Origin of the sequence: Polymorphum gilvum SL003B-26A1 (genome assembly GCF_000192745.1) — a bacterium.
In the GTDB taxonomy this organism is placed as follows: Bacteria; Pseudomonadota; Alphaproteobacteria; order Rhizobiales; family Stappiaceae; genus Polymorphum; species Polymorphum gilvum.
The window spans coordinates 3,418,717-3,433,797 of sequence record NC_015259.1; the positions used below are offsets into that span (position 1 = coordinate 3,418,717).

Below are 15,081 nucleotides of genomic sequence, written 5' to 3' on the forward strand. Positions count from 1 at the left end.
TGTCCTCCCAGAGTGTCTTGACTGCCGGCGCCCCCGGTATGCGGGCGCCAGGCGGTTTTTTCAGCGCGAGGCGCGCGCCTTCCAGGCCTTGTAGGCGGCCGTGTTGTCGACGCCCTGTTCCAGGTCGTCGCGCGCCGTCAGCCACATCTTGCTCGTGGTACGCGCGAGCGGCATGTCGAGGCTCAGTCCCTCGGCAAGATCGGCCGCGATCTTGACGTCCTTGGCCAGCAGCGCGAGCGCGAAGCCGGAGGCGAAGGCGCCCTCGACGACATGCGGCTTCAGCGTCACGTCGGTGGCGAAGTTGCGCCCTGTCGAGGTGCGCATGATGTCGACCATGATTCCCTGGTCGAGGCCGAAGCGCTCGCCGACGATCAGCGCCTCGGAGGCCGCCGCGAAGCCCGCGGCGGCGACGTAGTTGTTGAGGGCCTTCATGGCATGGCCGGAGCCGAGCGGTCCGGTTTCGAAGATCTGCTTGCCCATGCCGGCCAGCACCGGCTTGGCCCGCTCGATGGCTGCCGGCTCGTCGCCGCCGACCATGATCGTCAAGGTTCCGTCATGGGCGCGCGCGACACCGCCCGAGACCGGGGCATCAATCAGATCGATCGACTTGCCCTTCAGCATGCCACCGAGTTCGCGCGTGCCGATCGGATCGGCCGAGCTCATGTCGATCACCAGCGCGCCCGGCTTCAGATGCGCAGCAAGACCGTCGTCGGCCGCGCCCAGCATGACCTTGCGCACGACGTGGCCGTCGGGAAGCATGGTGACAACGATGCTGCAGCGGGCACCGAGGTCGGCAAGGCCGGAGGCCGCGGAAACGCCGTTGTCTGCTGCGAATTTTACCGCCTTCGCCGTGTTGACGTCATAGACGACGACCGGAAAACCGGCCTTGGACAGGTTGAGCGCCATCGGCGAACCCATGTTGCCGATGCCGATGAAGCCGATCGTTTCCATCGTCCCGCTCATGCCTCCAGCCCCAGATCCTTGAGCACCTCCGAGGCGGAGCGGAAGCCGTCCACGGCCATCGGGATGCCGCAATAGATGATCGAGTGCATCAGGAGTTCACGGATCTCCTCCTTGGAGACGCCGTTGGCGATGGCGCCGCGGGTGTGGATCTTCACCTCGTGGCTGCGGCCCATGGCAACCAGCATGGCGAGCGTCAGGAGGCTGCGCGTCTTGCGGTCGAACACCGGGCGCTGCCAGGCCTCGCCGAAGCACTGCTTGGTCACCCATTCCTGCATCGGACGCGTGAAGTCGGTTGCCGCCTCGAGCTGCTTCTCGGCGCCTTCGGGGCCGAACATGGCGCGCCGCAGTTCGAGACCTCGGTCAAATTCCTCACTCATCGTATTCCTCCCGATACTGCCGGATGAGCAGATCCGGCGATTTCATTAACATGTTAATTTACTGATTTCAACCAGGCCCTGATCGGGATCGCGCCGATCGTGGCGACGCTATTCCGACCTGCCGATCGGTTTCGCTTGTCAGGAAGTCGGCCCCCTCAGCCGGGGACGCGCACGGTCAGTCCGTCGAGCTCGGCCGTGACGGTGATCTGGCATCCGAGCCGGCTGCCGGGATGCCGCTCGCCGACCGAGAATTCGAGCATTTCGTCCTCGCTATCGGATTTCGGCGGCAGGCGGGCGAGGCCGGCCTCGTCGACGAGCACGTGGCAGGTGGCGCACATGCAGGATCCCCCGCATTCCCCGACGATGCCCTCGACGCCGTTCTGCACCGCCGCCTGCATCAGCGAGGTGCCAACCGGCACTTCCAGGTCACGGCGGCTGCCGTCAGGTTCCATAAAGATGATCTTCGGCATGTGACTGTTCCCTCCCTGGCGCCGGCGAGGCGCCCTCCTCGTTCAAGCCGCGTCCAGCCAATCCTTGAGACTCGCAAGGCCGTTGCGCGCTTGGTCCGGCCGCGGTCCCGCGCCCTGCGCGATGAGCCTGCGCGCGGCCATGTGGTCGCCGGCCCGTCCGACCGACTCCACGCAGGCGAGCCGGCCTTCGCGGTAGCGCAGCACCGAGAAGGTCAGCCTGTCGGGATCGCCAATGACGATCCGCTCGTCGTCGTCCTGGCCCAGCCCGGCGATCTGCAGCTTGACCTTGCCCTGGTCGCTCCAGAACCACGGCAGCGCCGCATAGGGCCCGTGGGGCTTGCCCGCAAGGCGGGCGGCGACCAGGCGCGCCTGGTCGTTGGCGTTCTGGACCGACTCCAGGCGGATCCGGGGACCGGGTGCGAACGGATTGGGTGCGGCCGCGCAGTCGCCGACCGCCGAGATCGCCGGATCGCCAGTCCGCAGCAAGGCGTCGACGACGATGCCGTTGTCGGCTTCAAGGCCGGCTGCGGTCGCCAACTCAGAGTTCGGCACGACTCCGACACCGATTAGCACAAGGTCGGCGGGTATCCGGAGGGTTTCCGGCAGGTCCACATCGGTCACCCGCCCGGCGGTACCATTCAGCCGCGAGACCCCGGCGCCGAAGACGAATTCGATTCCCAAGGAGCGGTGATAGGCCTCGATCAATCCCGCGCATTCCGCGGAAACGGCGCGGGACAACGCCCGCGGCGCGATGTCGATGACGGTTACTTTCGCCCCCGCCAGAGCCGCCGTTGCGGCGAATTCGAGACCAATGAAGCCGGCGCCGACGACGACCACGCGGCCGGCGCCGCCCAGTTGCGAGCGGATCGCCCGCGCCTCCGCAACGGTGCGCAGGTGGCAGACGCCGTCGAGATCTGTCCCCGGAACATCGAGACTCCGGTTCCGCGCGCCGGTGGCCAGCACCAGATGGCCGTACGTGAGCCGCCGGCCGGATGCCAACCGCACAGCCCTTGCGGAGCGGTCGATTTCGACGACCCTGTCCGACGCCACCAGATCGATCCGGTTCTGCTCGAAGAACGCCGGCGGCCGGAAACACAGGCTGCCTTCCTCCACACCGTTGGCCAGATATCCCTTGGACAGTGGCGGTCGGTTGTAGGGCAGCCCTGGCTCGTCGCCGATCAGGACGATCTCGCCGGCATATCCAGACTGCCTGAGGCACGCCGCCGTCTGAAAGCCCGCATGCCCCGCCCCGGCGATCACGACACGATCTTCGACTGCCATTCACTTCACCCGCGCCCTTTAAATATCCATTTTTGTCAATTACTTGCACAGTTTCGGCGACACCCGCCACCGTCCTCGGAACGGCCAAGCCATGCCGCCCCGCCCCCAAACCCAGCCGGACCGGATGCTTGCATGAGGTATAAGTATCGGCATAATGGATTTATTCTCATAAAAAATTTGGTTTTATGGAGCTTTGTCGATGCCTGCCCCACGCTTCTCCCTTCGACAGCTCCACTATTTCGTGACGGTCGCCGAACTCGGTTCGATCCGGGATGCCTCGAGCCTGCTGAACGTTTCCCAGACGGCCCTGTCTCAGGCCCTGAGCGAGCTGGAGCGGGAGATCGGGACGACGCTGCTGCATCGCCGGCGCGCGATCGGGGCAAACCTTACCTCGGCCGGAACGATGCTGCTCGGCCGAGCTCGGGCGGTTCTCGATGCCGCCGGCGACTTCGAGGCAGCGGCTCAGAACTGGGAGCACGAGCTTGCAGGCCGGCTTGGCGTGAGCTGCTATTCGACGCTCTCGCCGTTCCTCGCGGCGCGGCTTCTGGGGCGCTTTCGCGAGGAACATCCGATGGTTCGCATCGACTTCCGGGACAGTTCAGCAGAAAGAATGGCCGCCGATCTCCGACAGGGCCGATGCGAACTCGGCCTGACCTACGAGATCGGCCTGGATGACGACATCTGCCGAGAGCGACTCTATTGGGTCCGCCCTCACCTGATCCTGCCGGCCGTCCACCCGCTCGCCAGCCGCACCGAGATCGCACTTGAAGACGTCGTCGACGAACCGCTGATCCTGTACGACGTGCCGCCTGCCGCAGCCAACACGCTCGGCATGTTCGCCCGGCTCGGCCTGACGCCACGGATCTCCTACCGGACCGAGAATTTCGAGCTCGTCCGATCCCTCGTCGGTGGCGGATTCGGATATTCCCTGCTTCTCCAGCAACCCTCTGCGGACGTCGCTCATGACGGCAGTTCAGTCGTCCGGCGACCGATCTCCAGCGACACCGGCGCCTTCGCCATCGTCATCGCATGGTCAGACACCGTGCGCCTGAGCAAGAAGGCCGAGGTCTTCAAGGCCTTCTGCAAATCGGTTCTTGCGGGCGGCCACCGACCGGAGGTTAAGGAAAACTCTGCATCCGGTTACGAAACCCGTTAAGAATGATACGATTTACGATGCGGCTTTAAAGGATAACACCAAACGTGACACAGAACAGCGCACAATCGGATACTGGGGTAGTCCGACGCAACAGTCCGGCAGCAACGCGCATCAGGCTGCGGAATTTCTCGCGCTCGCTGCCGATGTCTCTCCTGAAGGCGCGCGAAGCTGTGATGACCCATTTCCGCCCCGGCCTGCGCATGCTGTCCCTGACCGAACAGCAATGGCGCGTTCTGCGCGCCCTGACCACAATAGACAAGATCGGAATGCACGATCTCGCGATAGCCACCCTGCTTGAGAGCGGCGGTGCAAAATTCGGCCACGGTAGCGGCGGGATAGTCCTGCCGCGGGCGGCGTAAAAGTCGTCCACCTATTTTCCTTCTGCAACATGTGCAGGAGGGTCAGGGGATCTACACCGTGGACTTATATCTGAAGGTGCGTCTGGCGGTCTCGGAGGGGATGAGCCGACGTCAGGCAGCGAAGCATTTCAATATCTCACGCGACAGCGTTTCCAAGATGCTGTCGTATTCGACGCCTCCGGGCTATCGCCGTCAGGCCCCGGTGCGTCGGCCGAAGCTGGACGCCTTTGTTTCGACCATTGATCATTGGCTGGACGAAGACCTGAAGGTACCGCGCAAGCAGCGCCACACGGCCAAGCGTGTGTTCGACCGGTTGCGGGCTGAGTGCGGGTTCACCGGCGGCTATACGATCATCAAGGACTACATGCGCGAGCGGGAGCAGCGCCGGCAGGAAGTGTTCGTGCCGTTATCGCATCCGCCGGGCCACGCGCAGGCTGACTTTGGCGAGGCTGTGGTTGTCATCGGCGGCGTGGAGCAGAAGGCGCACTTCTTTGTGCTCGACCTGCCGCACAGCGACGCCTGCTATGTGCGGGCCTATCCGGCGGCGGTGTCAGAGGCCTGGATTGATGGCCACGTCCATGCGTTCGCCTTCTTCGGGGCGGTGCCACAATCGATCGTCTATGACAACGACCGCTGCCTGGTGTCGAAGATCCTGGCCGATGGCACGCGCAAGCGGACAGTGCTGTTCAGCGGCTTCCTGTCCCACTACCTGATCCGGGATCGCTATGGCCGCCCCGGCAAGGGTAATGACAAGGGAAGCGTCGAAGGCCTCGTCGGCTATGCCCGTCGCAACTTCATGGTGCCGATCCCGCGCTTTGCGACGTGGGATGAGTTCAACGCCTGGCTGGAAGAGCAATGCCGCAAGCGCCAGCGCGACAGGCTGCGCGGCGAGAGCGAGACGATCGCAGAACGGCTGCAGCGCGATCTTGCGGCGATGCGGCCGCTGCCAGCTTCGCCTTTTGAGGCCTGCGATCAGGCCAGCGGTCGGGTCTCTTCCCAGGCGCTGGTGCGCTACAGGACCAACGACTACTCCGTCCCGGTCGCCTTCGGCCATCAGGATGTATGGATCCGGGGCTATGTCGACGAGGTGGTGATCGGCTGCCGTGGCGAGATCATCGCTCGTCATCCTCGAAGCTGGGAACGGGAAGACGTTGTGTTCGACCCGCTGCATTACCTGCCGCTGATCGAACAGAAGATCAACGCGCTGGATCAGGCCGCTCCTCTTCAGGGCTGGGATCTGCCCGAGGCGTTCGCCACGCTGCGCCGCCTGATGGAAGCGCGCATGGCAAAGCATGGCCGGCGCGAGTATGTGCAGGTGCTGCGGCTGCTGGAAAGCTTCGAGCTTGCCGATCTGCATGTGGCGGTGAAGCAGGCCCTCCAGATCGGGGCCATCGGCTTCGATGCCGTCAAGCATCTTCTCCTGTGCCAGGTGGAGCGGCGGCCGCCGAGACTGGACCTGTCCATCTACCCGTACCTGCCAAGAGCCACCGTCGAGAAGACATCGGCAAAGGCCTATATGCGGCTTCTGTCGACGCATGCGGGAGATGCCGCATGAGCACCCAAGCGTCAGACAATCCCCCTGCGATCCTGCTCTCCCACACGCTCAAGACCCTCAAGCTGCCGACCTTCCAGCGCGAGTATCAGAAGCTGGCCCGGCTCTGCGCCACACAGGGCGTGGACCATGTCGGATACCTCACTCGGCTTGCTGAGCAGGAGATGATCGAACGGGATCGCCGCAAGGTCGAACGCCGCATCAAGGCGGCGAGGTTCCCGGTCGTCAAAAGCCTCGACAGCTTCGACTTCGCCGCTATCCCGAAGCTCAACAAGATGCAGGTGCTGGAGCTGGCCCGCTGCGAATGGGTCGAGCGGCGCGAGAACGTCATCGCGCTTGGCCCCAGCGGCACGGGCAAGACCCATGTGGCGCTCGGTCTCGGTCTGGCCGCCTGCCAGAAGGGCTTGTCCGTCGGCTTCACGACCGCCGCTGCCCTGGTCAGCGAGATGATGGAGGCGCGCGACGAGCGACGTCTGCTGCGTTTCCAGAAGCAGATGGCAGCCTACAAGCTCCTGATCATCGACGAACTGGGCTTCGTGCCATTGTCAAAGACCGGGGCGGAATTGCTGTTCGAGCTGATCGCGCAACGCTACGAACGCGGTGCCACCCTGATCACCAGCAATCTGCCATTCGACGAATGGACCGAGACGCTGGGATCGGAACGGCTGACCGGCGCACTGCTCGACCGGCTGACCCACCACGTCAACATCCTCGAGATGAACGGCGACAGCTATCGTCTCGCTCAAAGCCGCGCCCGAAGGGCAGGCTGAAGCCCCTCAAAAAGTCGCCAACGCCGCACGCGGGAAACTCTGGTCGGGCTACGCCCTCCCGACGTTCCCCGCGTGCGGCGTCAGGTGGCCTACTTTTACGCCGCCCAATGGACGACTTTTGCTCCGCCGTTGACAGATGGCAAGGCCCGCTGCGACCATGACGTAGGTCAGCGAGGGCACCCCGACCAGCTCCGGGATCTGCGCCATGAAGATCAGGATGGCGAGCGCGTTGACGAACCCGGTCATGACCGAGCGCGAGACGAACCGCATCAGATAACCGAGCTTCAGAAGGCCCGCCCCGACCTGAAGGACGCCGGCGAGAACGGTTGCGGCCAGCAGGTACTGCAGGCCGTGGTCCTTGACCAGCGTCACCATCAACACGGCCGTCGCCGCAGTCGCGGCCGATATCATGCCCGGGCGGCCCCCGACGAAGGCGATGAGCACAGCGATGGAAAAGGATGCGTAGAGGCCGACCTTCGGATCAACGCCGGCAATGATGGAAAACGCAATGGCTTCCGGAATGAGCGCCAGGGCGACCACAAGACCGGACAGCAGGTCGGCGCGGATGTTGCCGAACCACTGGGCACGGTAGGCGGAAAGTGAAAGCATCAGGAATCCCGTTGGAAATGGCATGGCCGTGCAGACGGACAGGGTCCGGTGCGGCAGGCTGAAAGTCTGTCTGGGATTGTCCGGCGGATCGGCGGCCGGAAGAGCCACCCGGATTCGCACCGGGTCCAGGTTGGTGGCTCCGCTAATAGCCCAACTTATGCCGCAATGCAACAAAACAGGTGTTGGCGACGCGCGCCCTGGCCCGTCCGGATCGGGACGCCCTTTAGCAGCAGTCGTGCAGATCTATGCGCCGGCCGGATCGTCGAGAGCGGCGAAAGCCGCGTGCACCCGTTCGGCATCGGCCGCCAGACCTGTGAAGAGTTCAAAGGTCCGCACAGCCTGGAACACCGCCATTCCCGCCCCGCCCATGGCGTGGCAGCCCATGGCCTTCGCGGCACGGACGAGTTCCGTCTCGAGCGGAAAATAGACGACGTCCGCCACCCACATGGTTGGCTCGAGCAGGTCGAGCGGAAACGGCGAACCCGGCATCTTGGCCATGCCGACCGGTGTCGCATTGACGATCCCGTCGATGCCGCCTGCAACGGCGTCGTGAAATGTGCCGACAGCCTCTGCGCAGGCTGCACCGTGGCGCGCCTGGACCGCCTCCAGCAAGGCGTCGACGCGCTCCGGCTGACGGTCATGGACCAGGAGGTGCTCGACCCCCTGTTCCAGCAAGGCGAAGGCGACCGCAAGGCCCGCGCCGCCCGCACCGATCAGCAGGACACGGCGCCGCGCCGTGCCGGCCATCGACCGGCGGAAGCTCTCGCCGAACCCCCACAGATCCGTGTTGTGGCCCATGCGCCGGCCACCCTTGAAGACAACCGTATTGACCGCCCCAACCGCTCGCGCGTTGTCGGACAGGCCGTCAAGGAACTCCATCACCTCGATCTTGTAGGGAAAGGTGATGTTCAGGCCGGCGAAACCGCACAGTTCCGCCGCGCGCAGGATTTCTTGAAGGGACGGCGGATTCGGGCCCATGCTGTCCGTGTCGAACAGGCGATAGACGTAGCGCAAGCCCGAGGCTGCACCTTCCGCCTCGTGCATGGCAGGGGTCCTGGACAGGCGGATGCCCCTGCCGACGAGGCCGGCGAGGATGGTCGCAGGCGTGCCGATCGGCTGGAAGCCATCCGTCATCCGGGATATCCAAACATGCGGGGAAGCCAAAGAACGACGCCGGGAAACAGGATCAGCACGAGCAGCGCCAGCACGAGCACCCCGAGGAACGCCCAGATCTCGCCGATGATCTCGCGCAGCGGGATCTGCGTCACGGCATTGATGACGAAGAGCAGGATGCCGTAGGGCGGCGTGATCAGCCCGATCATGCAGTTGACGATGGCGACGACGCCGAAATGGACCATGTCGATGCCCAGTTCTCGGCACGTCGGCAGGAACAACGGAATGATCACCAGGATGATCGTCGTCGCGTCGAGCACGCATCCGAGCACCAGCAGGACCAGATTGACGGCAAGCAGGAAGGTCAGCGGCGAAACGTCGAGGCCGACCAGCGTACCGGCTAGTGTGTTCGGGATGTTTTCCGAGGCGACGATATAGTTGAGGATCAGGGCCCCGCCGATAACCAGGCCGACGGCGGCCGAGGAGCGTGCGCTGTCGACCATGATCTGATACAGCGTCGCGAAGGTGAGAGCGCGGTAGAACGCTCCGGCCAGGAGGAGGGCATAGGCGGCGGCCACGGCGGCCGCCTCCGTCGGCGTCGTCACCCCGCCGTAGATGCCGTAGAGCAGGATCGCCGGCATTAGGAGAGCCGGGAAGGCATTGACGGTGTGGCCCGGCAGGTCGCGCAGCGGCACCGGCTGTTCCAGGGCAAAGCCGCGTCGCGCCGACAGATAGGCGTTCATGACCATGAGGACGCCCCCCATGATTAGGCCCGGAACGATGCCACCGAGGAACAGGTAGCCGATGGAACTGTTCGATACGAGGGCATAGAGCACCATCGGAATGGACGGCGGGATGATCGGACCGATGGTGGCGGATGCGGCGGTGATGGCGGCCGCATAGCCGTGCGAATACTGGCCGCTACGGGTCATCATTCCGATGACGATCTTGCCGATGCCGGCGGCGTCGGCGACGGCCGAGCCGGACATGCCGGAAAAGATCAGCGATGCCACGACATTGACATGGCCGAGCCCGCCCCGAAAGCGACCCACGGCCGCGACGCAGAACCTGAGCAGGCGTTCGGAGATCGAGCCGGCATTCATGATGTTCGCGGCGACGATGAACAGCGGCACTGCGAGAAGCACGAAGCTTTCGTAAAGCCCCTGGAGGATCTGCTCGCCGGCGAGGGCGATGTCCTGACCGGCGGCCGCAAGGTAGACGATCGCGGCAAGAATGATCGAATAGGCGATCGGCGTGCCGATCGCGGCCAGACCAAACAGCGCGACCAGACAAAGGGCGAGTTCCAGGCTCATTCGTCCGTCACCTCGAGATGGTGATGTCCGGTCGGGGCGCCATGGCGGAACACGCGCACGAACCGCAGCGCGTAGGCGACGATCACGGCAACAATGAACAGGGCGTAGATGCTGAAGACGGTGCGCAACGGGATCTTGAGGGTCGCGCTCTTCTTGATCTTCAGGAAATCGATGTAATCCCAGGTCGGCAGCAGCGAGACGGAGAAACCAACCACAATCGCGGCAGCCGACAGCATCGCAAACACCCGCTGCACCTTCGATGGCATCATCAGATAGAACAGATCGAAGGTGACATGGTCCCGTTCCCGAACCACGAAGGCCGCGCCCCAGAAGACGATCCAGACCCACAGGGTCAGACACAGTTCCAGGGTCCAGCCGTATGGCTCGGACAGGACGTAGCGGGCAAAGATCTGAAGCAGGAAGGTGAGGAACATGGCGGCGAGCAGCGCCGCCGCCACATTCTCGGCCCTCGCATTCAGCCAGCGCAGAGCGGCCTGCATGCGCACGTCTCCCGCGTCCGAAACCGTCCTAGAGAGCGTTGATCTTGTCGATCAGTCCGGCCGGCCAATCCTTGGCGAAGTCGGAGTCCTGGTACATCTTCTGCACGCGGCTGCGGAAGGCGCCGAGGTCCGGTTCGTAGATCCGCAGGCCCTTCTCCTTCAGGAAGCTGACGAGTTCCTCTTCCTTCTTGAGCTGGTTCTGGCGGCCGAATTCCGCTGCCTCGTCGGCTGCCTTCTGCAGGGTCGCCTGCTGATCGGGGGTGAGCGACTCCCAGACCTTCTTGGACAGCGCCAGATAGTTGAGGTCGACCAGGTGGCTGGTCAGCACGATCTGCTTGGTGACCTCGTAGAACTTGGCGTCGACCACGGTCGGCAACGGGTTGTCCTGGCCATCGACGGCGCCGGTCTGCAGCGCGGTGTAGACCTCGGTGAAGGCCATCGGCACCGGGCTCGCGCCGAGCGCCTTGCCGAGGAACTGCCAGGCATCGGTCCCGGGCATGCGCAGCTTCACGCCGGCCAGGTCCTCGGGCGTCTTCACCTCCTGGTCGGTGCGCAGGTTCACCTGGCGGCGACCCAGATACATGACCGTCAGCAGCTTCACGCCGAGTTCGTCCTCGACCTTCTTCTTGAACGGCTCCATCAGCTCGTTGTTAAACACCGCCACCTGGTGCGCGGCGTCGCGATGGACATAACCGGCCGTGAAGATAGAGAACTCGGGGAAGAACACCGCGAGCTCCTGCGCCGAGGCGATCGACATCTCGAGATTGCCGCGGGCAATGGCCTCAAGTTCCGTGCCCTGCTTGAACAGGGCGCCGTTCCAGTGCGGCTCGAACTCGGCGAACTCGGCAATGGCGGGGCCGAACTTCTCCAGAAGCGCAACGGCGCGCTGATCCGTCTCCGAATTCACCGAGGACAGGCGGAGCTTGACCTTGTCGGCGGCGAGCGCCTCGCCGGAACCGAGCGCGGCCATCGAGACGGCAAGGGCTGTGGCTGCGGCCAGAAGGCCGCGACGCGTGACGTGCTTGTTCATGTTCTTCCTCCCAGACAACGATCCGGCGCCTCCCGCAGTCCGGACCTTGACCATTCTAGTCGCACAACCCCCTTTCCATTTCAACATACATTTTTGATTTTATATTATGTTCCACCTCGCAACTGATGGTCAGATTGCCTCCCGGCCGCGATATTTCAGGCTGTGCTCCACGCCGCCGAGGATATGCTCGCGCAGCACGTCGGCCGCAGTCTCCGCATCGTGGGTGAGGGCGGCGTCGAGCAGCAGCTTGTGTTCCCGGGCCGCCTTTTCGCCGCGGAATGTCAGGGTCAGCATCTGATATCTCAGGTACTTGTCGAAGACGGCGCCGTGGGTGTCGAGCAGGAACCGCGATCCGCAGCCGCTGATCAGGGCGCGGTGGAACTCCCAGTCGCAGCGTTTCCAGTCCTCCCGGGCCTCCGTCTCGCCGGCCATCATCCGCCGTTCGAGGACATGCAGCTTGTGATAAGCGGCAACCACCTGTGCCTCCCAGTCGAGATCGCCCTGTTCGAACGACCGGCGCAGGGCATGGCTTTCGATCAGGATCCTGAGGTCCGCGATCTCCTTGAGATCGTCGTCCGAGACCGGCGCCACCTCGAAGCCCTTCTGTCCCTCGGCGATTACGAAGCCGTCCGACGTCAGGCGGTTGAGGATCTCGCGCAGGGTCGTCACGCTGACGTTGTAGCGCTTGCGTAGCGGCTCCAGCCGAAGGCGTTCGCTGGGCTTGAGGCGCCCGAAAATGATATCGTTGCGAATGGCGCGGTAGGCATTGTCGCCGACCGTCTCCCCGTGCGTTGCATCGATCATTTCATCTCCCGCGTATCGGCTTCTTGACACATCCCAAAGATATAGGACAAACGCTCATTCATAGGAAATTCTATCTCAAACTCGGATTTAAGGCGAAATGGTCCGTCAGCCGTTCGCGTCCCGGAAAGCCGTCGCCCACCGGGGAGGCCAACGCCGCGCCCCACCTTGCTGCCGGAGGGGCGATTGACCGCGCCATCCGGTCAGGACCAGACAAACCGGAGAACGACCCATGATCATCGAGCGCCAGGAACAGGTCACCGAAGCGGTGCTGGAGGTGATGCGCCAAACCCGCGACCCGCGCCTGCGTGAAATCATGGTGTCGCTGGTCACGCACCTGCACAGCTTCATCCGCGAGGCCCGCCTGACGGAAGAGGAATTCCGCAAGGCGACCGCCATCCTCAATGAGATCGGCAAGCTGACCAGCGACACGCACAACGAGGCCGTGCTGATGGCCGGTTCCCTCGGCGTCTCCTCGCTCGTCTGCCTGCTCAACAACGGCAACGACGGCACCACGGAAACCACCCAGAACCTGCTCGGCCCGTTCTGGCGCCTGAATTCGCCGCGCGTCGAGGACGGCGGCTCGATCCTGCGCAGCGGCACGCCCGGCGATCCGATGTTCGTCACCTTCACCCTGGTCGACAGGGCTGGCCAGCCGGTCGCCGGTGCCGAGGTCGACATCTGGCACTCGTCCCCGACGGGGCTTTACGAAAACCAGGATCCGGAGCAGGCCGACATGAACCTGCGCGGCAAGTTCATCACCGATCCCGACGGACGGATCCGGTTCCGCTCGGTTCGCCCGGCGGGCTATCCGATCCCGACCGACGGGGTCGTCGGCCGCCTCCTCGCCGCCCAGGACCGGCATCCCTATCGGCCTGCGCACGTGCACTGTCTCGCCTTCAAGCAGGGGTTCAAGACCCTCATCACCCAGATCTATGCTGACGACGACCCGCGGCTCGAGAGCGACGTCCAATTCGGCGTGACCCGGGCAACGACCAGCCATTTCGCGCGCCACGACGAGCCGCATCCCGATGACCCTGCGATCGTTTGCCCTTGGTATTCGCTGGACCATACGCTGGTCATGGAACCCGGTGTCGCCACGCTGCCGCAGCCGCCGATCCGCTGACGCCGCTGAACCGGAATTCCTCGACGCTCGTAGGAGACTGCGACCAATTCCGAGGAGGAGGCCGGGACATGACAGCGGCAGCGGATTGCCCCGAACCGGCGTCCTTCGATCCGGGCGGGGTGGCGGTAGTCGTCGGCGCCTCCGGAGCCCTGGGTGGCGCGCTGGCGGACCAACTGAACCAGGACGCATGCTTCGCCCAGGTCGTCGGCCTGTCGCGCCGCAGCGATCCGCCCCTCGACCTGATCCGCGAGGACACCATCGCTGCGGCGGTCCGCCATGTCGCCGATCTCGGCCTGCCGCTGCGCCTCGTCGTCGACGCCACCGGCTTCCTGCACGACGAGGCCTTCCTGCCGGAAAAGAGCTGGCGTCAGATCGACCCCGTTCACATGGCCCATACCTTCGCCATCAACGCGATCGGGCCGGCCCTGCTCATGAAGCATTTCCTGCCGCTCCTGCCGGCGACCGGCAAGTCCGTCTTCGCGACCCTGTCCGCGCGCGTCGGCAGCATCGCCGACAACCGCCTGGGCGGATGGCACGGCTATCGCGCGTCCAAGGCCGCGCTCAACCAGATCGTCCGCACCTGCGCGATCGAACTTCGGCGGACGCGTCCGCAGGCCATCTGCGTCGCGCTGCATCCCGGCACGGTCGAAAGCTCGCTGTCCGCTCCCTTTACCAAGAGCGGTCTTGTCGTCCGGCCGCCGACCGAGGCGGCGTCGGACCTTCTTAGGACCGTCTCCGGACTCATGCCGGAGTGTTCGGGAGGCTTCTACGACTACGCTGGCGCCCCTGTGCCCTGGTAAGTGTCGATGTCTCCCCTCGCTTGCCCCTGGTCGGATCCAAGCGTTTTCGCGCGTTCGAGGCTGCGCTCGACCAGGCGGGTCAGCGCATCGCGCAACTGCGGCGCGCAGGCGATCACCGGGCCGCCGTCGAGCCAGCCCTCCTCGCCCGGGTAGTCCGCGGTCCAGCCGCCTGCCTCGCGGATCAACAGCAGGCCGGCCATGCAGTCCCAGACGTTGATATGCGGCTCGTAATAGCCGGCAAGTCGGCCGCAGGCGACATGGGCGAGCATAAGCGCGCCCGATCCGCTGCGGATGAACATGCCGCCGGCACCGAGGAGTTCCGCCACGAAAGCCGTCACCTGGACGACGGGAATGCGGAAATTCGCTCCCATCCCCAGAAGCGCCGCATCGATGCGCGCGGCCCTATCGACGCCGATCGGCGCACCATTGAGAAAGGCGCCCTGCCCTGCGACGGCGGCAAAGAACTCCCCGGTCGACGGCTGACAGACCATCCCCAATTCGCAGGAGCCGTCCTTGACGAGGGCGAGGGAGATGCACCAGTCCCTCAGTCCATGCAGGAAGCAACTCGTTCCGTCGATCGGGTCGACGATCCACACATAGCCGCTCGTCCCTGTCGCAAAGCCTTTCTCCTCGCCGAGAAACCCGTCATTCGGAAACGCAGCACACACCGCCTGGCGGACCAGGTCCTCGACCGCCCGGTCGGCCTCGGAGGCAACATCCTGGCCGTTCTGCTTGGTCTCGCACACAAGCGTGTCGAGGTGGGCAAAATAGCCGACGGCAAGATCGCCCGCCTGGCGGATCACAGTCTGTGCAAGGGCATGGCGGGCATTGCTGTCAAGATCAAGAGGCATGTCGGGCTTT

General features: G+C 64.5%; 16 protein-coding genes, 1 pseudogene and 1 other annotated feature. Of the genes and pseudogenes, 6 read left to right on the forward strand and 11 right to left on the reverse strand.

All coding sequences use genetic code 11. The features are described from left to right. Positions 1-60 precede the first annotated feature (60 nt). The 4 genes from SL003B_RS16015 to SL003B_RS16030 all read right to left on the reverse strand — a co-directional run bounded on the left by SL003B_RS16015 (position 61) and on the right by SL003B_RS16030 (position 3,091). Positions 61-963, reverse strand: a complete 903-nt coding sequence (locus SL003B_RS16015; protein ID WP_041375590.1) for an NAD(P)-dependent oxidoreductase — start codon at positions 961-963, stop codon at positions 61-63. Then, positions 960-1,340 (reverse strand): carboxymuconolactone decarboxylase family protein, encoded by a 381-nt coding sequence (locus SL003B_RS16020; protein WP_013653909.1) that lies wholly within the window; start codon positions 1,338-1,340, stop codon positions 960-962. The genes SL003B_RS16015 and SL003B_RS16020 overlap by 4 nt, the downstream gene beginning before the upstream one ends. A 155-nt stretch (positions 1,341-1,495) precedes the next feature. Further along, a complete protein-coding gene (locus SL003B_RS16025) occupies positions 1,496-1,810 on the reverse strand; it encodes a 2Fe-2S iron-sulfur cluster-binding protein (protein WP_013653910.1) in 315 nt (104 codons plus the stop codon). A 42-nt stretch (positions 1,811-1,852) separates the two neighbouring features. Next, on the reverse strand, positions 1,853-3,091 hold the full coding sequence (locus SL003B_RS16030) for an NAD(P)/FAD-dependent oxidoreductase (RefSeq protein WP_013653911.1): 1,239 nt from the start codon (positions 3,089-3,091) through the stop codon (positions 1,853-1,855). A 199-nt stretch (positions 3,092-3,290) separates the two neighbouring features. On the opposite strand from SL003B_RS16030, the gene SL003B_RS16035 reads away from it, so the two are divergent. From SL003B_RS16035 to istB, 4 genes are read left to right on the forward strand one after another with little or no spacing between them, the layout of a single operon-like run. Then, entirely contained in the window at positions 3,291-4,247 is a 957-nt protein-coding gene (locus tag SL003B_RS16035; protein WP_013653912.1) for a LysR family transcriptional regulator, read from the forward strand. A 44-nt stretch (positions 4,248-4,291) separates the two neighbouring features. Next, the gene (locus tag SL003B_RS22435; protein WP_148259331.1) at positions 4,292-4,606 is read left to right on the forward strand and encodes a helix-turn-helix domain-containing protein; all 315 of its coding nucleotides are present in this window, start codon (positions 4,292-4,294) and stop codon (positions 4,604-4,606) included. A gap of 58 nt (positions 4,607-4,664) precedes the next feature. Further along, entirely contained in the window at positions 4,665-6,161 is a 1,497-nt protein-coding gene (istA, locus tag SL003B_RS16045; RefSeq protein ID WP_013650724.1) for an IS21 family transposase, read from the forward strand. Beyond that, on the forward strand, positions 6,158-6,928 hold the full coding sequence (gene istB, locus SL003B_RS16050; protein ID WP_013650723.1) for an IS21-like element helper ATPase IstB: 771 nt from the start codon (positions 6,158-6,160) through the stop codon (positions 6,926-6,928). Before istA ends, istB begins: the two co-directional genes overlap by 4 nt. A gap of 135 nt (positions 6,929-7,063) precedes the next feature. Here the strand turns inward: istB and SL003B_RS16055 are convergent. The 6 genes and pseudogenes from SL003B_RS16055 to SL003B_RS16080 form a co-directional block, all read right to left on the reverse strand. After that, positions 7,064-7,537: pseudogene (locus tag SL003B_RS16055) on the reverse strand (SulP family inorganic anion transporter); the annotation flags it as partial. Between the two features lie 74 nt (positions 7,538-7,611). Beyond that, positions 7,612-7,667, reverse strand: a sequence feature (sul1 is cis-regulatory element that is thought to sense ions involved in sulfur or methionine metabolism; They are found in Alphaproteobacteria). A gap of 113 nt (positions 7,668-7,780) precedes the next feature. Beyond that, a complete protein-coding gene (locus SL003B_RS16060) occupies positions 7,781-8,671 on the reverse strand; it encodes a shikimate dehydrogenase (protein ID WP_013653914.1) in 891 nt (296 codons plus the stop codon). Further along, positions 8,668-9,963, reverse strand: coding sequence for a TRAP transporter large permease (locus SL003B_RS16065; RefSeq protein WP_013653915.1), 1,296 nt, complete (start codon positions 9,961-9,963; stop codon positions 8,668-8,670). Before SL003B_RS16065 ends, SL003B_RS16060 begins: the two co-directional genes overlap by 4 nt. Further along, positions 9,960-10,463: a TRAP transporter small permease gene (locus tag SL003B_RS16070; protein WP_013653916.1), complete on the reverse strand. Its 504-nt coding sequence runs from the start codon at positions 10,461-10,463 to the stop codon at positions 9,960-9,962. The genes SL003B_RS16065 and SL003B_RS16070 overlap by 4 nt, the downstream gene beginning before the upstream one ends. 28 nt (positions 10,464-10,491) lie before the next feature. Next, entirely contained in the window at positions 10,492-11,493 is a 1,002-nt protein-coding gene (locus SL003B_RS16075) for a sialic acid TRAP transporter substrate-binding protein SiaP (RefSeq protein WP_013653917.1), read from the reverse strand. 129 nt (positions 11,494-11,622) lie between these two features. After that, the gene (locus SL003B_RS16080) at positions 11,623-12,297 is read right to left on the reverse strand and encodes a GntR family transcriptional regulator (protein ID WP_013653918.1); all 675 of its coding nucleotides are present in this window, start codon (positions 12,295-12,297) and stop codon (positions 11,623-11,625) included. A 229-nt stretch (positions 12,298-12,526) separates the two neighbouring features. Between SL003B_RS16080 and SL003B_RS16085 the strand changes: the two genes are divergently transcribed. Then, the gene (locus tag SL003B_RS16085; protein ID WP_013653919.1) at positions 12,527-13,420 is read left to right on the forward strand and encodes a dioxygenase family protein; all 894 of its coding nucleotides are present in this window, start codon (positions 12,527-12,529) and stop codon (positions 13,418-13,420) included. Between the two features lie 68 nt (positions 13,421-13,488). After that, entirely contained in the window at positions 13,489-14,220 is a 732-nt protein-coding gene (locus SL003B_RS16090; protein ID WP_013653920.1) for an SDR family NAD(P)-dependent oxidoreductase, read from the forward strand. Here SL003B_RS16090 and SL003B_RS16095 read toward each other — a convergent pair. Continuing rightward, positions 14,193-15,071: an inositol monophosphatase family protein gene (locus tag SL003B_RS16095; RefSeq protein ID WP_013653921.1), complete on the reverse strand. Its 879-nt coding sequence runs from the start codon at positions 15,069-15,071 to the stop codon at positions 14,193-14,195. The two genes, SL003B_RS16090 and SL003B_RS16095, sit on opposite strands and share 28 nt — an antisense overlap. Between the last annotated feature and the right edge of the window lie 10 nt (positions 15,072-15,081).